General features: G+C 54.8%; 13 protein-coding genes. 6 read left to right on the forward strand and 7 right to left on the reverse strand.

Annotated features, from left to right (window positions below; translation table 11 throughout):
• The first annotated feature begins 5 nt into the window (after positions 1-5).
• Complete coding sequence (ppx, locus tag NAL19_RS20080) at positions 6-1,502, forward strand: exopolyphosphatase (protein WP_263058253.1); 1,497 nt, start codon at positions 6-8, stop codon at positions 1,500-1,502.
• A 22-nt stretch (positions 1,503-1,524) separates the two neighbouring features.
• Here the strand turns inward: ppx and rep are convergent, their stop codons facing one another.
• The gene (gene rep / locus NAL19_RS20085) at positions 1,525-3,546 is read right to left on the reverse strand and encodes a DNA helicase Rep (protein ID WP_225086129.1); all 2,022 of its coding nucleotides are present in this window, start codon (positions 3,544-3,546) and stop codon (positions 1,525-1,527) included.
• 160 nt (positions 3,547-3,706) lie between these two features.
• On the opposite strand from rep, the gene ppiC reads away from it, so the two are divergent.
• Positions 3,707-3,988 (forward strand): peptidylprolyl isomerase PpiC, encoded by a 282-nt coding sequence (ppiC, locus tag NAL19_RS20090; protein WP_015842110.1) that lies wholly within the window; start codon positions 3,707-3,709, stop codon positions 3,986-3,988.
• 66 nt (positions 3,989-4,054) lie between these two features.
• On the opposite strand, the gene putA is transcribed toward ppiC, so the two are convergent.
• Entirely contained in the window at positions 4,055-8,023 is a 3,969-nt protein-coding gene (gene putA, locus NAL19_RS20095) for a trifunctional transcriptional regulator/proline dehydrogenase/L-glutamate gamma-semialdehyde dehydrogenase (protein ID WP_263058254.1), read from the reverse strand.
• A 194-nt stretch (positions 8,024-8,217) separates the two neighbouring features.
• On the opposite strand from putA, the gene putP reads away from it, so the two are divergent.
• Complete coding sequence (putP, locus tag NAL19_RS20100; RefSeq protein WP_263058255.1) at positions 8,218-9,705, forward strand: sodium/proline symporter PutP; 1,488 nt, start codon at positions 8,218-8,220, stop codon at positions 9,703-9,705.
• Between the two features lie 229 nt (positions 9,706-9,934).
• Here the strand turns inward: putP and NAL19_RS20105 are convergent, their stop codons facing one another.
• Positions 9,935-10,822, reverse strand: a complete 888-nt coding sequence (locus NAL19_RS20105) for a LysR family transcriptional regulator (RefSeq protein ID WP_225086132.1) — start codon at positions 10,820-10,822, stop codon at positions 9,935-9,937.
• Positions 10,823-10,923: 101 nt separating this feature from the next.
• On the opposite strand from NAL19_RS20105, the gene NAL19_RS20110 reads away from it, so the two are divergent.
• On the forward strand, positions 10,924-11,571 hold the full coding sequence (locus NAL19_RS20110) for an NADPH-dependent F420 reductase (RefSeq protein WP_263058256.1): 648 nt from the start codon (positions 10,924-10,926) through the stop codon (positions 11,569-11,571).
• A gap of 87 nt (positions 11,572-11,658) precedes the next feature.
• Here NAL19_RS20110 and ilvC read toward each other — a convergent pair whose 3' ends face one another.
• Entirely contained in the window at positions 11,659-13,137 is a 1,479-nt protein-coding gene (ilvC, locus tag NAL19_RS20115) for a ketol-acid reductoisomerase (protein WP_225086134.1), read from the reverse strand.
• 203 nt (positions 13,138-13,340) lie between these two features.
• Between ilvC and ilvY the strand changes: the two genes are divergently transcribed.
• Together ilvY and NAL19_RS20125 are read left to right on the forward strand one after the other, a co-directional pair.
• Complete coding sequence (gene ilvY / locus NAL19_RS20120) at positions 13,341-14,231, forward strand: HTH-type transcriptional activator IlvY (protein ID WP_225086135.1); 891 nt, start codon at positions 13,341-13,343, stop codon at positions 14,229-14,231.
• Positions 14,228-15,028 carry a lysozyme inhibitor LprI family protein gene (locus tag NAL19_RS20125; RefSeq protein ID WP_263058257.1) on the forward strand — a complete coding sequence of 267 codons (801 nt, stop codon included), beginning with the start codon at positions 14,228-14,230 and terminating at the stop codon, positions 15,026-15,028. The genes ilvY and NAL19_RS20125 overlap by 4 nt, the downstream gene beginning before the upstream one ends.
• A gap of 18 nt (positions 15,029-15,046) precedes the next feature.
• Here the strand turns inward: NAL19_RS20125 and NAL19_RS20130 are convergent, their stop codons facing one another.
• The 3 genes from NAL19_RS20130 to ilvD all read right to left on the reverse strand — a co-directional run bounded on the left by NAL19_RS20130 (position 15,047) and on the right by ilvD (position 19,285).
• Positions 15,047-15,790 carry a DUF2461 domain-containing protein gene (locus tag NAL19_RS20130; RefSeq protein WP_263058258.1) on the reverse strand — a complete coding sequence of 248 codons (744 nt, stop codon included), beginning with the start codon at positions 15,788-15,790 and terminating at the stop codon, positions 15,047-15,049.
• Between the two features lie 94 nt (positions 15,791-15,884).
• The gene (ilvA, locus tag NAL19_RS20135) at positions 15,885-17,429 is read right to left on the reverse strand and encodes a threonine ammonia-lyase, biosynthetic (protein ID WP_263058259.1); all 1,545 of its coding nucleotides are present in this window, start codon (positions 17,427-17,429) and stop codon (positions 15,885-15,887) included.
• Between the two features lie 5 nt (positions 17,430-17,434).
• On the reverse strand, positions 17,435-19,285 hold the full coding sequence (gene ilvD, locus NAL19_RS20140; protein WP_225086139.1) for a dihydroxy-acid dehydratase: 1,851 nt from the start codon (positions 19,283-19,285) through the stop codon (positions 17,435-17,437).
• Between the last annotated feature and the right edge of the window lie 35 nt (positions 19,286-19,320).

Genomic DNA, 19,320 nt, shown 5'->3' on the forward strand with positions numbered 1-19,320 from the left:
CGTCGATGCTGAGCTCTTCTTCACTTTATGCTGCCATCGATCTCGGCTCGAACAGCTTCCATATGCTGGTCGCCCGGGAAACCGCAGGCAGCATTCAGACGCTGGCGAAAATAAAGCGTAAAGTCCGCCTTGCGGCAGGGCTGGATAAACAGAATCGGCTCTCGCAGGACGCGATGCAGCGCGGCTGGCAGTGTCTGCAACTGTTCTCCGAACGGTTGCAGGACATCCCGCAGGATCACGTGCGCGTCGTCGCAACCGCAACCTTGCGGCTGGCAACGAATGCTGACGAGTTTCTGCAACGGGCTCAGGATATTCTGGGCTTGCCGATTCAGGTTATCAGCGGTGAAGAAGAAGCACGCCTGATTTATCAAGGTGTAGCACATACGACAGGCGGCCCGGATGCGCGTCTGGTCGTGGATATCGGCGGTGGCAGTACCGAGCTGGCGACAGGGGTTGGCGCCAAAACAACCCAGTTGATCAGCCTCCCGATGGGATGCGTAACGTGGTTGGATCGCTATTTCAGCGACCGCAATCTGGAAGCCGGTAATTTTGAACGCGCGGAACAAGCGGCGCGTGAAATGCTGCGTCCTGTTGCCGCCTCGCTACGTGAGCAGGGCTGGCAAATCTGCGTCGGCGCCTCCGGTACAGTACAAGCGCTACAGGAAATCATGGTCGCGCAGGGAATGGATGAATACATTACCCTGCCGAAGCTCAGGCAGCTTAAAGAGCATGCAATTCAGTGCGATAAGCTGGAAGAGCTGGAAATTGAAGGCCTGACGCTGGAACGCGCGCTGGTTTTTCCCAGCGGATTAGCCATCTTGCTGGCGATCTTCCAGGAGCTTGACATCAAAACGATGACGCTGGCTGGTGGAGCGCTGCGTGAAGGGCTGGTCTATGGCATGTTGCATCTGCCCGTCGATCAGGACATTCGTCACCGCACATTGGCGACGCTGCAACGCCGCTATCTGCTGGATGCCGAACAGGCTAAGCGCGTCAGCACACTGGCAGACAACTTTCTGCAACAGGTTGCCCGTGACTGGCAGTTAGATAACCGATGTCGCGAGTTACTGCGCAGCGCCTGTCTGGTACACGAAATCGGTTTGAGCATCGATTTTCGCCAGTCGCCCCAGCATGCTGCCTATTTGATTCGCCATAGCGATCTCCCCGGCTTTACGCCCGCTCAGAAGAAACTGTTAGCCACACTCCTGCAAAACCAGATTAACCCTGTCGATTTAATGCCGTTGAGTCAGCAGAACGCACTACCGGTCAATCAGGCACAGCGCCTGTGTCGCCTGTTGCGTCTGGCGATTATTTTTGCCAGCCGCCGCCGCGACGACACGCTGCCAGCCGTACGATTACGCGTAGAAGGTGAAACACTGCGTTTGATTCTGCCTGCGGGCTGGCTGGCACAGCATCCATTACGGGCAGAAATGCTGGAACAGGAAAGTCGCTGGCAGAGTTATGTACACTGGCCGCTGATGCTGGAAGAAGCTTCAGCTTAACGAGCATATAGGGGAGAACGCTTTATTCCCCTTTTGCTTTCGCCAACATCGCTCGGATGTTAGCAACGTTCGCCTGACCTTTCTGCATACGCTCTTGTGCGCTGACCACTTTCCGTTCCGTTTCCCACACGACATCATCCTGTGGCAATTCCAGCAGGAAACGACTCGGCTCAGGGCGAACCAATTCACCATACTGGCGGCGTTCTTTGCACAGTGTGAAGATGAGTTCACGCTGCGCGCGCGTAATCCCCACGTACGCCAGACGGCGCTCTTCATCAACGTTGTCTTCATCAATACTGCTTTGGTGCGGTAGTAGTCCCTCTTCCATCCCGACCAAAAAGACGTACGGAAATTCCAGACCTTTGGACGCATGCAGCGTCATCAGTTGTACCTGATCCAGCTCCTCTTCACTTTCTCCACGTTCCATCATGTCTCGTAGGGTGAAGCGCGTCACCACCTGCGTCAACGTCATGGGCTCATCCAATTCGGAGCCTTCCAGCATCTCCGTCATCCAGCTAAATAACTGATTGACGTTCTTCATCCGCATTTCCGCGGCTTTTGGGCTGGGCGAGGTTTCATACAGCCAGCTTTCGTAGTCCAATCCATGAATCAGGTCGCGAACGGCGGCTACCGGTTCACGCTCTGCCAAACGGGCAATTTCCGCCAGCCACTGGGTAAACCGTTGCAGGGATTCCAGCCCACGTCCAGTCAGCGACTGGCTCAACCCCAAATCAAAACTCGCACTGAACAGACCTTTATTGCGCTGCCCCGCCCATTCGCCCAGTTTCTTCATCGTCGCCGGGCCAATCTCACGTTTAGGCGTGTTCACGATGCGTAAGAACGCACTGTCATCATCCGGGTTGGTCAACACGCGCAGATAAGCCAGCAAATCCTTGATTTCAGGACGGGAGAAAAAGGACGTGCCGCCAGAAATGCGATACGGAATACGGTTCTGCATCAGCATCTTTTCAAACAGGCGCGATTGATGGTTACCACGATACAAAATGGCATAGTCGCCATACTGGGTCTTTTTAATAAAGTGATGGGCAATCAGTTCACCCACGACCCGCTCCGCTTCGTGATCTTCGTTGTTGGCGGTAATCACTTTGAGTTCATCGCCGTAGCCCAGCTCCGAGAACAGGCGTTTTTCAAAGACGTGCGGGTTATTGGCGATGAGAATATTGGCCGCTTTCAGAATACGCCCGGATGAGCGGTAGTTTTGTTCCAACTTGATCACGTCAAGCGTGGGGAAATCCTGCTGTAGCAACACCAGATTCTGTGGACGCGCCCCGCGCCAGGAGTAAATAGACTGATCGTCATCTCCTACGACGGTGAAACGCGCGCGGGTACCGACCAGCAGTTTAACCAGCTCATACTGGCTGGTATTGGTGTCCTGATATTCATCCACCAGCAGGTAGCGCAAACGGTTCTGCCAACGTTCGCGTACCTCAGCGTTTTGCTTCAGCAGCAGCGTGGGCAGCAAAATCAGATCGTCGAAGTCCAGCACGTTACAGGCGCGCAAATGTTCATGATAGAGCGAGTAGCAGTGCACAAATAGCTTGTCGCGTTCGGAACGCGCCATCGCTGCCGCACCAGCAGGATCGATCAGATCGTTTTTCCAGTTTGAGATCGTCGAGATCAGCTGCTGCAGCAAAACCTTATCATTTTCCAGCCACTGCTCCGTCAGCTCTTTCAGCAGCGCCATCTGATCCTGATCGTCGAACAGGGAGAAGTTGGATTTCATCCCCAATGCTGCGTATTCACGTTTGATGATCTCCAACCCCAGCGTATGGAAGGTCGCAATCATCAACCCGCGCGTTTCTTTGCGCCCCAGCGTTTGCGCCACGCGCTCCTTCATCTCCCGCGCCGCTTTGTTGGTAAACGTCACGGCAGCAATATGCCGAGCCTGATAGCCACACTGGCGGATAAGGTGCGCAATCTTGTTGGTGATCACGCGGGTCTTGCCTGAACCTGCGCCCGCCAGTACCAGACAAGGTCCGGTGACGAATTCGACGGCGTGTTGTTGGCTGGGGTTTAAGCGCATAACGATCTTGCTCACTCATAAAACGGAAGGCGATTGTAGCAGAAAGCCGTATCGATCTTGACCAGGGATTTGTTATTAAGGAAAGCACGTCGCAGTCCACATCTTGCGTTGCAAATGTTACATTGCGCGCAGGAATCTCTTTTGCAAAAAAGGTAACAACATGGCAAATACCGCAGCAGCTCTGCACATCCTGGTGGACACCGAACAGCAGGCTAACGACATTCTTGCTCAACTGGAAAAAGGCGCAGACTTCCAGAAACTGGCGCAAAAACACTCCACCTGCCCGTCAAAACGCAACGGCGGTGATTTAGGTGAATTTCGTAAAGGCGACATGGTGCCAGCGTTCGATAAGGCCGTGTTTTCCTGCGAATTGTTGAAACCGTTTGGTCCGGTGAAAACCCAGTTTGGTTACCATGTGATCAAGGTGCTATACCGCAACTAAGTCATTACATCGACGCACATAAATAGAAAAAACGCGCCGACCTTCTGGGCTGGCGCGTTTTTTTTCTTAGCCTATCGTCATCAGGCTGGCGTTGCCGCCCGCTGCCGCAGTATTAATACTCAGAGCACGCTCGGTCAGCAGGCGCTCAAGCTGAACGTGGGTATCGCCCTGCGCATAACCCAGCGGCAGGATAATCGGGCCATCGCGCTCTGCAAGCGTTGTACTCAACTGCCGTAACCGATCGGCATCGCCGTGGTAAATGACGCCATGAAAAGAGACGCCGTGCCGCTGCCAGTCAGGCGTGAGCTGAATATGCGACTGTACCTCGGCGGGTAAATGCTCATAGAGTGTTTTCTCCTGCTCACCTGCCGGCCACAGGAGTTGCCCGCCCGTTGCCAACACCGCCGCCGTCTGAATCAGGCGGTCTTCCTCATTATCCGCCAGACATAAAATCCGTTCACGCGGCAACAGCGTATAGGTATTGCTTTCTCCTGTCGGCCCCGGCAGCAGTCGCGTTATCCCGCTTACACTATATTCTCTATAACGCTGGCACAGCGTCGCCAGCCCGTGGCGTTCGCCGGCAATCGCCCACGCTTCCAGCGCCTGTAGCCCTGCCAGCAGCGACGCTCGGGCAGAAACATCGGGGGCCTGCTCACGATCCCGCTGTGCGAAGCTTTTCGCGAGCGCCTCATCCGGCCGATGTGCCAACAAGCGATACAGATAAAGCGGTCCGCCTGCCTTTGGCCCGGTTCCTGATAAGCCTTCACCACCGAATGGCTGAACCCCAACAACAGCACCGACCATATTGCGATTCACATAGTGGTTGCCCACCCTCGCCTTACCCGTCACACGCTGGATGGTTTCATCAATGCGGGTATGCACGCCCAACGTCAGGCCGTATCCCGTTGCGTTAATTTGCTCAATCACGGTATCCAACTGCTGGCTTTGATAGCGAACAACGTGTAAAACTGGACCAAAAACTTCTTTTTTCAACTCGTCTATACTGCCCAGTTCAATCAGGGTCGGTTTCACAAACGTCCCGTGCCGCCAGGTTTCCTCATCCTGCGGGTGCGCAGCCTGAAATACGGTATGGCCTTTCGCCCGCATCGCCTGAATATGCAACTCCACGTTCTCTTTCGCTTCCGCGTCAATCAGCGGGCCGATGTCGGTCGATAAGCGTTCAGGATTCCCCATTCGACACTCTGCCATCGCGCCACGCAGCATAGCCAACGTGCGATCCGCAATGTCCTCTTGCAGACACAAAAGACGCAGCGCGGAGCAACGTTGTCCGGCGCTATCGAACGCAGAGGCGATCACGTCATTCACCACCTGTTCCGTCAGCGCAGAGGAATCGACAATCATCGCATTCAGGCCGCCAGTTTCGGCAATCAGCGGCGTCACCCGTCCCTGTGGATCGAGCCTGCCAGCAATACTGCGCTGTAGCGTTTTAGCCACGGCCGTCGATCCGGTAAACACTACGCCGCGTACCCGCTCATCATTGACTAACGCTGCACCAATCGTTTCACCCTGCCCAGGCAGCAGTTGCAGTACGCCCAGAGGAATGCCCGCCTCATGTAAAATACGCACCGCCTGTGCCGCAACCAGCGGCGTCTGTTCAGCCGGTTTGGCCAGCACGCTGTTTCCTGCCGCCAGTGCGGCAGAAATTTGTCCGGTGAAGATCGCTAGCGGGAAATTCCACGGACTGATGCACACCACCGGCCCCAGCGGACGATAGGTGTCATTGGTGAACGAGTCGCGGACCTGACCTGCGTAATAGCGCAAGAAGTCCACCGCTTCGCGCACTTCCGCAATCGAGTTACTGAAGGATTTACCCGCTTCCCGCACCAGCAGCCCCAGCAGACTTTGCAACTGCCCTTCCATCAGCGAGGCGGCCTGATTCAATATCGCAGCACGCTCTGCGGGTGGCGTCGCAAACCAAATGGTGCCAGCATGTACCGCTGCGTCTACCGCCTGCTCAACATCCGCCACCGAGGCATCGAGAACGTAACCCACGACATCGTGCACATCCGCGGGGTTCACGACAGGCCTTTCTTCACTCGCCTCGCTTTCCCCCTCAATCATCGGTGCGGCATACCACGGGTGTGACGCATGATTCAGCAACGCGCTGGAGAGAGAAGCCAGCCGATGCTCGTTCGAGAGATCCAGCCCGCTCGAATTTTGCCGTTCCCGCCCATATAGCTGACGTGGCAGAGGAATCTTGGGATGCGGTGCGCCCATGCTCCATTCCACTTTTGCCAGCGCCTCTACGCCACGAATCGGATCGGCAATCAGCGTTTCCAGCGCCATTGAGGTATCCGCAATGCGGTTAACAAACGAGGTATTCGCGCCGTTTTCCAGCAGACGTCGCACCAGATAAGCCAACAGCGTTTCATGGGTTCCGACAGGTGCATAAATACGACACGGACGGTTCAGCTTGCCGTCAGCAACCGTCCCCACCACCTGATCATAGAGCGGTTCCCCCATGCCGTGCAGGCACTGAAACTCATACTGGCCGGGATAGTAATTATTGCCCGCCATGTGGTAGATCGCACTGAGCGTCTGCGCATTGTGCGTGGCGAACTGCGGGTAAATCAGATTCGGTACGGCCAGCAGCTTGCGGGCGCACGCCAGATACGACACATCGGTATAGACCTTACGCGTGTAGACAGGGTAGCCTTCCAGCCCGTCAACCTGTGCCCGCTTGATTTCACTATCCCAGTACGCGCCTTTCACCAGACGAATCATCAGCCGCCGATGGCTGCGCTGTGCCAGCTCAATTAGCACATCAATGACATACGGACAGCGTTTCTGATAAGCCTGAATGACAAACCCAATACCGTTCCACCCCGCCAGTTGCGGTTCCATGCAGAGTTTTTCCAGCAGATCGAGTGAGATCTCTAGTCGATCCGCTTCCTCCGCGTCAATGTTGATCCCGATATCGTACTGACGCGCCAGCAGTGTCAGCGTCAACAAACGCGGATAGAGTTCTTCCATTACGCGGTCATACTGCGCCCGGCTATAGCGAGGATGCAGCGCCGATAGCTTGATGGAGATGCCCGGCCCTTCGTAAATTCCGCGCCCGTTCGAGGCTTTACCAATGGCATGAATCGCCTGCTGATAGGCTGCCAGATACGCGACGGCATCGTGCTCCGTCAGCGCCGCTTCACCTAACATATCGTAAGAGTAGCGGAAGCCTTTTTCCTCTCGCTCACGGGCATTCGCCAACGCTTCACCGATGGTCTCGCCAGTCACAAACTGCTCTCCCATCAGCCGCATGGCCATATCAACGCCTTTGCGGATAAGCGGTTCGCCGCTTTTCCCGATCATGCGGTTCAGCGAATTCGACAGGTGCGCCTCGTTATGTGTCGCCACCAGTTTTCCGGTAAACAGCAGCCCCCAGGTTGCGGCATTCACAAAAAGCGACGGGCTATGACCAAGATGCGCCTGCCAGTTCCCCCGACTGATCTTGTCGCGGATCAGCGCATCGCGCGTGGATTTATCAGGAATACGCAGCAGCGCTTCGGCTAAACACATCAACGCCACCCCTTCCTGAGAAGAAAGTGAGAATTCCTGTAGCAGCCCTTGCACAATGCCCGCACGCCCGCTTCCCGCTTTCTGGCTGCGTAATTGCTCCGCCAGCCGATAGGCCAGTTTCTGCGTTAATTCCGACATTTCATCGGTAAGTCTTGCCTGTTCAAGTAAAATGGGGACCAGTTCACTTTCGGGGCGGCGGTAAACAGAGGTAATGGCGGCGCGGATAACGGACTGGGGAAGGACATGCTCAGCGAAATCAAGAAAGGGTTGGTGGGTTTCTTCTTCCCGAGATTGCGGCATAATCTCTTCCGCTTCAATGTGGCTGACATTCGCCCATTGCGGTGTTTCAGGAGTGTCGAGGCCACTTTCGAGGCGTTCGAGGTAATGGAAAATAGCCTGTTTGATCAGCCAGTGCGGTGTGCGATCAATACGCTGTGCTGCAGCCTTGATGCGTTCGCGCGTTTCCTCATCGAGTTTTACACCCATCGTGGTAAAGCCCATAGCGTCCACTCCTGTCATTAGAAGATGCACATCGGGAAAACGTCAATATCGACCATGTTGCAACTTTGTGCAACCTTGTTAACAAATGGAGCGGTTGCCCCCTTATCACCTTCAGACCTCGTTCCGGCCTGAGTGATGACAATAAAACACAACGTCGCCGCGACAGCGGCACGAAAAATAATGTGGAGAGTTGAATGACAATAAGTACACCCATGCTGGTGACATTTCTGGTGTATATTTTCGGGATGGTCCTCATCGGCCTGTTTGCCTACCGCGCCACCAATAACTTTGGCGATTACATTCTGGGCGGACGTCGGATGGGTAGCGTGGTCACCGCGCTGTCGGCAGGCGCTTCCGATATGAGTGGCTGGCTGCTGATGGGGTTACCGGGTGCCATTTTCATTTCCGGTATTTCTGAAAGCTGGATCGCGATCGGCCTGACGTTAGGCGCATACCTGAACTGGAAATGGGTCGCCGGACGCCTGCGTGTCCACACCGAAATCAACCACAACGCACTTACGCTACCTGACTATTTCACCCACCGTTTTGAAGATAACAGTAAATTACTGCGTGTCATTTCCGCGTTAGTCATCCTGATTTTCTTCACTATCTATTGTGCATCCGGCGTGGTCGCAGGGGCGCGTCTGTTTGAAAGCACCTTTGGCATGAGCTACGGCACCGCCTTATGGGCAGGCGCAGCGGCCACCATCGCCTATACCTTTATCGGCGGCTTTTTGGCTGTAAGTTGGACGGACACCGTTCAGGCCAGCCTAATGATTTTCGCCCTGATCCTAACGCCAGTAATCGTCATTCTGTCACTTGGGGGAATCGATAGCTCGCTGATGGTGATTGAAGCGAAAAACCCAGCCAATCTGGATATGTTCAAAGGGCTGAATGTTGTCGCAATCCTCTCGCTGATGGGCTGGGGGCTGGGCTATTTCGGTCAGCCGCACATTCTGGCGCGTTTTATGGCCGCCGATTCACACCATACGATCCACAGCGCACGCCGCATCAGTATGACCTGGATGATTCTTTGCCTGGCTGGTGCGGTGACGGTGGGCTTCTTCGGTATCGCCTACTTCCAAAATAACCCGGATCAGGCAGGTAACGTGACGCAAAACAGCGAACGCGTCTTTATCGAGTTGTCCATGCTGCTGTTCAACCCGTGGATTGCTGGCGTGCTGCTGTCTGCGATTCTGGCCGCCGTGATGAGTACGCTGAGCTGCCAACTGCTGGTCTGTTCCAGCGCCATCACCGAAGATTTATACAAGCCGTTCCTGCGCAAAAATGCCAGCCAGAAAGAGCTGGTGTGGGTAGGTCGCGCCATGGTGCTGTTAGTGGCCATTATCGCTATCGTGCTGGCGCTTAATCCTGAAAACCGCGTGCTGGGTCTGGTGAGCTATGCCTGGGCTGGGTTCGGGGCCGCATTCGGCCCCGTGATTCTGATTTCTCTGCTGTGGCCGCGTATGACGCGTAACGGCGCCCTGTTTGGAATGATTGTGGGCGCAGCAACCGTGCTGATCTGGGAACACTACGCCTGGCTGGGCCTGTATGAAATCATCCCTGGTTTCCTCTTCAACAGCCTGACCATTTTTGTCGTCAGCCTGCTGGGTAAAGCGCCATCAAAAGCGATGACCGACCGCTTCAATCAGGCGGAAGCGAAGTATCGCTCGGTGCAATAGTCCAAAACGCATACGAGTATGATAGCTGGCCATCCTATACGGTTAATGCCGATCGTTTAAGCATCGAGATACACGGGGCGACCACAGGGGTGAGGCCTCCCTACGGGAATCTCCCCCTGTGTTTCCCCTAATAACAGGCTTAAGTGACCCGTATTCATCTTATATGGTGGCCTTTTTACGCCATACTCTGCGGCAGTGAGCGAGCCATTGCCTTTATCACGATGAATCGCTATCCGAAATTCGTTCTGATTGCATCAACAAACGTTTTCACTTTAACCGTTGACCGTCTGGCAGAGGGCACCATGACGTGTACAGGACGTACAGGCCCGCTGTAATCAGGCAGTACCTGAACCAAACGCCCTTTTTGGATTTCCTTGCGCAATACGGCTTCTGGACCGAGTGTCACGCCATACCCTTCGATGGCGGCATGCAGCAACGCATTCCAGTCATTGGCGTACAATCTCCCTTTCGGCCTGACTTCTTCTGTTTTTCCCTCCTTTTGGAACACCCATTGGCAAGGCGTCAGGAGGGATTTCACCCCATAAATCAGGCAAGTATGGTTTACGAGGCTTGATGGTGTATCAGGCAGACCCGCACGTGCGACGTAATCTGGCGATGCGCAGGCAATAAGTGAGTAAGGCTGAAGCGGCCAGGCGATCATGGTACTATCGGTCAACGGTCCGATACGGATAATCACTTCAAACCCTTCCTCAATGGGGTCAACCAGACGATCGTTTAACGTTAACGCAATCTGCGTCTCTGGATAGCATTCGAGATAACGAGTGATAAACGGCGCAAGCAGATGCGATCCCCAGGTAACAGGCGCGTTAACGTGAATAATTCCCGAAGGCGTCGTCTGCATTTCCCGCGCAATATCATCGGCGGCCTGCAATTCAGCAAGAACCACTTTGCAACGTTCATAATAACGTTGGCCGATATCGGTCAGGCTCTGACGGCGGGTCGTACGGTTTAGCAACCGGGAGCCCAGTCGAGTCTCAAGCCACGCCACATACTTTGCGACCATCTGTGGCGAGAGGGTAAGAGCATCAGCGGCAGCAGCAAAAGATCCCAACTCCACCGTTTTGACAAAAATGTTCATGCTGGTAAACCGATCCATGATTCCCTCATTTTTGTTGTTTATTCCTTTCTGATAACACACTTTATCTTCAATAAGTAGAGGATTAGCCTTTTCTTCTCACAACCATAAAGGTGGAAAAGATGAAAATTGGCATCATTGGGGCAGGCTTTGTCGGGCGGGCAATCGCTAAATTGGCGATCCAAACCGGACATCAAGTCATGCTTAGCAACTCACGCGACCCTCAAACGCTTTTCAGCCTACGGCCTATGATCGGTTGCGATATTGGAACGCCAACACAAGCCGCCGCGTTTGGCGATATTGTCGTCATCGCGGTTCCTCTCTACGCTATCGATAACCTTCCTACTCAGGCGTTAGAAGGCAAACTAGCCATTGATGCCGTCAACTATTACCCGGAGCGAGACGGGAAAGTGGCGGTTCTTGATACACAGCAGACAACGACCAGTGAGCTTCTGGCCGACACATTACCCGGTGTAAAAATCATCAAAGCCTTTAACGCGATCACCATGACACATTTGGAAAGCGACGGTTTACCCACGGGTCACTCCGACCGACGCGCGCTACCGCTTGCAGGTGATGACATTCAAGGAAAAACGCTTGTGGCTGAGCTTTATGACGCGTTTGGATTTGATGTGGTAGACGCTGGTGCCCTGTCTGAGGGGTGGCGTTTTGAAAGAGGTATGCCGTCTTACTGTGTGCGGATGACCAAAACGGTGTTAACCACGGAACTGGCTCGTGCTTCTCGCCAGCCACGCTTCGACGCATCGTGAGTATGGCGGGTATCAGAAGAAGGTAAAAAATATGCCGCACATATTTTGTATGTGCGGCATGAACATTAGCTCACCTTCACAAGGGCATTAGCCCGCAACGGCGATACGCTTCATATCCGTCATGTAGCCACGCAGCGTGCGGCCTACCGTTTCGATTGGGTGGTTACGGATAGCTTCGTTAACATCACGCAGTTGCGCGTTGTCCACTTCAGTACCCGCGACGGCTTTGCCCAGATCGCCTGGCTGCAAGGAATCCATGAAATCACCTTTCAGCAATGGAACCGCGGCATTCGCAAACAGGTAGTTGCCGTATTCTGCGGTATCAGAGATAACCACGTTCATTTCATACAGACGCTTACGCGCAATGGTGTTGGCGATCAGCGGCAGCTCATGCAGGGATTCGTAGTAAGCGGATTCTTCGATGATGCCGGAGCTCACCATGGTTTCAAACGCCAGCTCAACGCCCGCTTTCACCATCGCAACCATCAGCACGCCGTTATCAAAGTATTCCTGCTCAGCGATTTTACCGTCGAACTGCGGTGCGTTTTCGAATGCCGTTTTACCGGTCTCTTCACGCCAGGTCAGTAGTTTAACGTCATCGTTCGCCCAGTCGGCCATCATGCCGCTGGAGAATTCGCCGGAGATGATGTCATCCATGTGTTTCTGGAACAGCGGTGCCATGATGCCTTTCAACTGCTCAGACAGCGCGTAAGCACGCAGTTTCGCAGGGTTAGACAGACGATCCATCATCAGCGTAATTCCGCCTTGCTTCAGCGCTTCGGTGATAGTTTCCCAGCCGAACTGAATCAGTTTTTCTGCGTAAGCCGGATCGGTGCCTTCCGCAACCAGTTTGTCGAAGCTCAGCAGAGAACCTGCCTGCAACATACCGCACAGAATAGTCTGCTCACCCATCAGGTCAGATTTCACTTCCGCAACGAAAGAGGATTGCAGCACGCCAGCACGGTGGCCACCGGTTGCCGCAGCCCAGGCTTTAGCAATCGCCATGCCTTCGCCTTTCGGATCGTTTTCCGGGTGAACCGCAATCAGCGTCGGTACGCCGAAACCACGTTTGTATTCTTCACGTACTTCCGTACCTGGACACTTCGGTGCCACCATCACAACGGTGATGTCTTTACGGATTTGTTCGCCGACTTCAACGATGTTGAAACCGTGAGAGTAACCCAGCGCCGCGCCTTGCTTCATCAGAGGCTGTACCGCCTGAACCACAGCGGAGTGCTGTTTGTCTGGCGTCAGGTTAACCACCAGATCAGCCTGTGGGATCAGATCTTCGTAGGTGCCAACGGCGAAGCCGTTTTCGGTCGCTTTGCGCCATGATGCACGTTTTTCTGCAATGGCTTCAGCACGCAGGGCATAAGCGATATCCAGACCGGAATCACGCATGTTCAGACCCTGGTTCAGGCCCTGAGCGCCACAGCCGACGATCACCACTTTTTTCCCTTTCAGGTAGCTCGCCTCATCGGCAAATTCATCACGCCCCATAAAGCGGCACTTGCCCAATTGATCCAGCTGCTGACGCAGGTTTAATGTGTTGAAATAGTTAGCCATGTCGTGCTCCGTATACGGTTTTGTTTGTCTATTATTCGAGAAAGGATTCCCGCCAGATGGGAATTCACTATGACCCCATCATATGACAGGAATTGCGTTGCTGAAATTGATATATTAGCAACGTCATATTGCACTATTTGCAAGATAAAAAGCAGTTGCAAGATATAAAACGGCTGAAAGATAAAAAACGGGGCCTGCGTCGCATGGATTTACGTGATCTCAAATTATTCCTGCATCTGGCGGAAAGCCGACACTTTGGTCGTACCGCCAAGGCGATGCACATCAGCCCGTCGACACTGTCGCGGCAAATTCAGCGGCTGGAAGAGGATTTAGGGCAGACACTGTTCCTGCGCGATAACCGCACCGTGCAGCTCACCGATGCCGGAGAGCATCTGAAGCTGTTCGCCCAGCAAACGCTGCTGCAATACCAGCAGCTACGCCACACGATAGACGCGCACGGGCCGTCGTTAAGCGGCGAGCTGCGCATCTTCTGTTCCGTCACCGCTGCCTACAGCCATCTTCCACCGATTCTGGATCGCTTCCGGGCGCTGCACCCGCTGGTGGAAATCAAGCTGATGACCGGTGATGCCGCCGATGCCGTTGAGAAAATTCAGTCGAATGAGGGGGATTTGGGGATTGCAGGTCGCCCGGAAGCCCTGCCTGTCAGCGTGGATTTCATGCCGCTCGACAAACTCCCTCTGGCCTTGATCATCCCGGCGCTCCCTTGCCCCGTGCAGTCACTGGCGCGTCAGGCGAATCCAGACTGGTCGCAAATTCCCTTCATCCTGCCAGAACATGGCCCGGTGCGTAAGCGCATCGATCTATGGTTCCGACGCAACCACATCACCAATCCGCAAATCTACGCCACCATTTCCGGGCATGAAGCGATGGTATCGATGGTTGCGCTAGGCTGCGGTATCGCGCTGATTCCCAACGTGGTACTGGAAAACAGCCCAGAGCCGGTACGCAACCGCGTCTCCGTCTTTGTCGAGCAGGTGATGGAACCGCTTGAACTGGGTGTTTGCGTACAGAAAAAACGGCTTAGCGAACCGCTGATTGCCGCCTTTTGGGATATATTACAGGACACGCCATGAAGATAGCCTTCACTACCCTTATCGCCGTCGGGGTGACGCTGGTCTCCCTCAGCAACCGCGTCCAGGCCGCCAGCTTCCCCTGCGACAAAGCCGCCTCGACGCAGGAAAAACTGATTTGCGCCAGCCCACTGCTTGGACAACTGGATGAAGAACTGGCGCAAGTATGGAAAACATCCCGCGCGTTTCTGACAGCCTATAGCAACAGCGCACCGTGGGAAAAAACGCTCAACCAGTTTCAGCGCAACTGGCTGACCACCCGTGACCAGTGCAAAGACGAAGACTGCCTACGCCAGCGTTATCAGCAACAGCTCAATCGTCTGCGCTACCTGAATGACATCGCACAGCACGCATTGCCGTCCCCGATTACGCCCGTGAAAAGCACGTCCTGCTTCCACGGTTCATTCAGCTACGAGTATGTGATGTCAGGGCTTTCCGCCGAAGAGTACCGCGATCTGGGGGACTATTTTCGGGAAATGTACGATCAGAAAGCGCCCTATCACGCCGTCAGCCTGACAATGACCAACCAGCGCGGCAAGATTGAGGGCGGCGCATCCATTGCATTCCGCTACGGTAACAAGCTGGATGACTCTGCCTTCACGGCCCGTCAGATGAGCGATGTACAAGCGATTGGCAAAGGCGAAAGCAGCTTCGGTCAGCAGGTGAAAATACTGCTCACCTGCATTGACGACGATCATCTGCAAATCGCCACCTTCGGCAGCAATCGGGAAGAAGGTTACCTGTTTAACTATTTGCTGGAGCGCGATAAAACCCCACAGGAGCCGCAGAAAGCGCCGTAGCGTTGGCTCACTTTGTCTCTAGCGTTCAAACCACTTATCCGGCGAAAATGCCCGCGCATCGGACTCCGTTTCCTGCGCGGCTTTCTTCATGGTCTCGACATTCATCAGGTAATGATAGAGCGGTTCAAGCTGGGTAAAACCCTGTGACAGAAGCGTCACCAGATCGCCGGAAAACAGCGCGTCCATATCCTGTCGGGTACATATCGCAGCAAACGACTTACGGTTATACCAGTCAGCCAACTCCGGATCCTGACCTTTAATCAGCGGGCGTTTGTAGCTTTCGCCTTCCAGCGTGAAGGTATTGCCCAGACAACTCGCCACTTCAAGAAACTGTGACGGATTCCCGCGCAGCGTCTGACGGAATAGGTCCATCGTATTACGCGTCGCGCTGTAATAGCCCAGCCCGTAACGCCAAGTATCCGGTGTGATTTCAAAGAAATACACCGGCGCGTCCGTCCAGTCTTTGCGAGTACGTTTGAAAGTGAGCCACATATGGCTGCGATAACGTGATTTATCGTGAGAAAAGCGTGTGTCACGGTGAATACGGGAGAGCGTTTTGCCGATGGCAGGACGCGTTTCAAAACGGTCGTCAATCTGCAACATAGTCAGACTGAGCTCATCCACCAGCGTGCGGAACGGCGCAACCAGTTGTTCGTCGTAAATTGCACGATGCTCGTCAAACCACGCTTTATCGTTGTACTGACGCACCTGCTGAAGAAACGTTAAACCCGCTTGAGAAAAACCTGTGAACTGCGTTGCCATAAAGAGATGCCATCCCTGTTGCTGTCAGATGGCATTAAAGATAACGCCGCCGACGGCGAAACACCATCGGCGGCGTTAGGGGAACACTCAGTAATTAACCTGCTAAAAAGAAGCGGAACGCTGGGTTATTGGTTTCATCGTGGCATTCATAGCCCAGCGCCTGTAGGTGCTGCTCGAATTCCCGATCGCCCGCATCCAGCTCGAACGCGGCCAACACGCGGCCAAAATCCGTACCGTGGCTGCGGTAATGGAACAGAGAAATATTCCAGTGCGTGCCCAGCGTCTGCAAAAATTTCAGTAACGCCCCCGGCGACTCTGGGAACTCGAAGCTATAAAGCCGTTCCTGAAGCGGTTTGGAAGGGCGTCCGCCGACCATATAGCGAACATGCAGTTTCGCCATTTCATCATCGGACAAATCCACCACTTCATAACCATCCGCAGACAGCTCGGCAATAATCTCCTGCCGCTCTGCATAGCCACGCGTCAGACGTACACCGACAAAAATGCAGGCGTCTTTAGCATCGGCGTAGCGATAATTGAACTCGGTAACAGAGCGGCCGCCCAGCAGTTGGCAAAACTTCAGGAAGCTGCCCTGTTTCTCGGGGATTGTCACCGCCAGCAAGGCTTCGCGCTGTTCGCCCAGTTCGCAACGCTCTGAAACATAACGTAATCCGTGGAAATTCACGTTCGCACCGGACAGAATATGCGCCAGACGCTCCCCCTGAATCTGATGCTGCTGGATGTATTTTTTCATCCCCGCCAGCGCGAGCGCGCCAGACGGTTCAGCAATCGCACGAACATCTTCGAACAGATCTTTCACGGCCGCACAGATGGCATCGCTGTCGACGGTAATCACGTCATCCAGATATTCCCGACACAGGCGGAAGGTTTCATTGCCGATGCGCTTCACCGCAACGCCTTCGGCAAACAGCCCGACACGCGGCAGATCGACCGGTTGCCCGGCATCCAGCGCCGCGCGCAGACAAGCGGAATCTTCCGCTTCCACGCCGATCACCTGCACCTGTGGCATCAGCTGTTTAATCAGTACGGCAACCCCCGCCGCCAGACCGCCGCCGCCGACGGGCACAAATACGCGGTCCAGATGGGCATCTTGCTGTAACAATTCCAGCGCCAGCGTACCTTGACCCGCAATCACCGCTGGGTGATCGAACGGCGGCAGAAACGTCATTTTCTGCTGCTGTGACAGCTCAATAGCCTTCGCCTTGGCTTCATCAAAGTTCGCGCCGTATAGCAGCACTTCGCCGCCAAAACCGCGCACGGCATCCACTTTGATATCGGCCGTCGCCACGGGCATCACAATCAGCGATTTAATCCCCAGCTTGGTGGAGGAGAGCGCCACGCCCTGCGCATGGTTACCCGCAGACGCCGTCACCACACCGTGTGACTTCTGCTCGTCGCTCAGCCCCGCCATCATGGCGTACGCGCCGCGCAGCTTAAAGCTGTGCACCGCGTGCCTGTCTTCACGTTTTACCAGAATGACATTACCCAGCCGCGAAGAGATCTTCTCCATCTTCTCCAGCGGTGTGACCTGCGTAACTTCATACACTGGCGAGCGCAAGATCGCCCGCAGGTACTCCGCGCCTCCCGGCGCGGCAGGAAGAGGTTGTGACACAGCCATCAGCATTAGCCTCCCAGCTTGCTTTTATCCCGCACAGCGCCTTTATCCGCGCTGGTTGCCAGACTGGCGTACGCTCGCAGCGCAAAAGACACCTGACGTTCACGATTGTGCGGCGTCCAGGCGTGTTCGCCTCGTGCTTCTTCCGCGTCGCGGCGGCTCGCCAACTCCGCATCATCCAGAACCAGCGCAATGCTGCGGTTCGGAATATCAATCGCGATGGTGTCACCGTCCTGTACCAGGGCAATGGTCCCGCCGCTGGCCGCTTCAGGAGAGGCATGGCCGATAGACAGACCTGATGTACCGCCAGAGAAGCGACCATCGGTAATCAGCGCGCAGCTTTTACCTAATCCCATCGATTTCAGATAGGTGGTCGGATACAGCATTTCCTGCATGCCCGGCCCGCCTTTTGGCCCTTCGTAGCGAATCACAACCACATCACCCGCCACGACTTTACCACCCAGAATAGCGTCTACCGCATCATCCTGACTTTCATACACTTTTGCTGGACCACGGAAAACCAGACTACCTTCATCCACGCCTGCGGTTTTCACGATACAGCCATTCTCTGCCAGATTGCCGTACAGCACGGCCAAACCGCCGTCCTGACTGTAGGCAAATTCGCGGGAACGAATACAGCCTTCCTGACGATCGGTATCCAGTGAGTCCCAGCGGCAATCCTGCGAGAACGCTTTGGTCGTACGGATACCCGCCGGGCCAGCGGAATACATGCTTTTCACACTGTCATCCTGCGTCAGCATGACGTCGTAGGCTTCCAGCGTTTCCGGCAGCGTTTTGCCCAGCACGTTGTTTACTTCACGGTTCAGCAGACCAGCCCTGTCCAGCTCACCCAAAATACCGATCACGCCGCCCGCACGGTGTACGTCTTCCATGTGGTATTTCTGCGTACTCGGCGCCACCTTACACAGGTGCGGAACCTGACGTGACAGTCTGTCGATGTCGGTCATGGTGAAGTCCACTTCACCTTCCTGTGCCGCGGCTAACAGATGCAGAACGGTATTGGTGGAACCGCCCATCGCGATATCCAGAATCATGGCGTTTTCAAATGCGGCTTTATTGGCGATGTTGCGCGGCAGCACGCTTTCATCATCCTGCTCGTAGTAACGCTTCGCCAAACCGACAATGCGTTTGCCTGCGTTCAGGAACAGTTGCTTACGGTCGGCGTGCGTCGCCAACAGCGAACCGTTGCCCGGCTGAGACAAACCCAGTGCTTCGGTCAGGCAGTTCATAGAGTTAGCGGTAAACATACCGGAACAAGAACCGCAGGTAGGACAGGCAGAACGTTCCACCTGTTCGCTTTGTTCATCAGAGACTTTCGGGTCTGCCCCCTGAATCATCGCATCGACCAGATCCAGCTTGATGATCTGATCGGAGAGTTTGGTTTTCCCCGCTTCCATCGGGCCGCCAGAAACGAAAATCACCGGAATATTCAGACGCAGCGACGCCATTAGCATCCCTGGGGTGATTTTGTCACAGTTGGAGATACACACCATCGCATCCGCGCAGTGGGCATTCACCATGTATTCTACCGAGTCGGCAATCAGTTCACGGGAAGGCAGAGAATAGAGCATACCGCCGTGGCCCATCGCGATGCCGTCGTCCACTGCGATAGTGTTGAATTCTTTCGCGACACCGCCAGAAGCTTCGATCTGCTCGGCAACCAGTTTACCCAGATCGCGCAGGTGTACGTGGCCAGGCACGAATTGGGTGAAGGAGTTAACCACAGCAATAATGGGTTTCCCAAAATCACTGTCGGTCATCCCGGTGGCGCGCCACAAGGCTCGGGCACCGGCCATATTACGGCCGTGCGTGGTGGTGGCTGAACGGTACTTAGGCATGCTCTATTACTCCAAAAATTACAAATTGGGCGATG

The sequence above is a fragment of the Pectobacterium sp. F1-1 genome, assembly GCF_025643735.1.
GTDB lineage: Bacteria > Pseudomonadota > Gammaproteobacteria > Enterobacterales > Enterobacteriaceae > Pectobacterium > Pectobacterium colocasium.

What these genes read in the sequence shown, in the direction of transcription:
- ppx (WP_263058253.1), top strand. Translation starts at nt 6, where the DNA reads ATGCTGAGCTCTTCTTCACTTTATGCTGCCATCGATCTCGGCTCGAAC.
- rep (WP_225086129.1), bottom strand. Translation starts at nt 3,546, where the DNA reads ATGCGCTTAAACCCCAGCCAACAACACGCCGTCGAATTCGTCACCGGA.
- ppiC (WP_015842110.1), top strand. Translation starts at nt 3,707, where the DNA reads ATGGCAAATACCGCAGCAGCTCTGCACATCCTGGTGGACACCGAACAG.
- putA (WP_263058254.1), bottom strand. Translation starts at nt 8,023, where the DNA reads ATGGGCTTTACCACGATGGGTGTAAAACTCGATGAGGAAACGCGCGAA.
- putP (WP_263058255.1), top strand. Translation starts at nt 8,218, where the DNA reads ATGACAATAAGTACACCCATGCTGGTGACATTTCTGGTGTATATTTTC.
- NAL19_RS20105 (WP_225086132.1), bottom strand. Translation starts at nt 10,822, where the DNA reads ATGGATCGGTTTACCAGCATGAACATTTTTGTCAAAACGGTGGAGTTG.
- NAL19_RS20110 (WP_263058256.1), top strand. Translation starts at nt 10,924, where the DNA reads ATGAAAATTGGCATCATTGGGGCAGGCTTTGTCGGGCGGGCAATCGCT.
- ilvC (WP_225086134.1), bottom strand. Translation starts at nt 13,137, where the DNA reads ATGGCTAACTATTTCAACACATTAAACCTGCGTCAGCAGCTGGATCAA.
- ilvY (WP_225086135.1), top strand. Translation starts at nt 13,341, where the DNA reads ATGGATTTACGTGATCTCAAATTATTCCTGCATCTGGCGGAAAGCCGA.
- NAL19_RS20125 (WP_263058257.1), top strand. Translation starts at nt 14,228, where the DNA reads ATGAAGATAGCCTTCACTACCCTTATCGCCGTCGGGGTGACGCTGGTC.
- NAL19_RS20130 (WP_263058258.1), bottom strand. Translation starts at nt 15,790, where the DNA reads ATGGCAACGCAGTTCACAGGTTTTTCTCAAGCGGGTTTAACGTTTCTT.
- ilvA (WP_263058259.1), bottom strand. Translation starts at nt 17,429, where the DNA reads ATGGCTGTGTCACAACCTCTTCCTGCCGCGCCGGGAGGCGCGGAGTAC.
- ilvD (WP_225086139.1), bottom strand. Translation starts at nt 19,285, where the DNA reads ATGCCTAAGTACCGTTCAGCCACCACCACGCACGGCCGTAATATGGCC.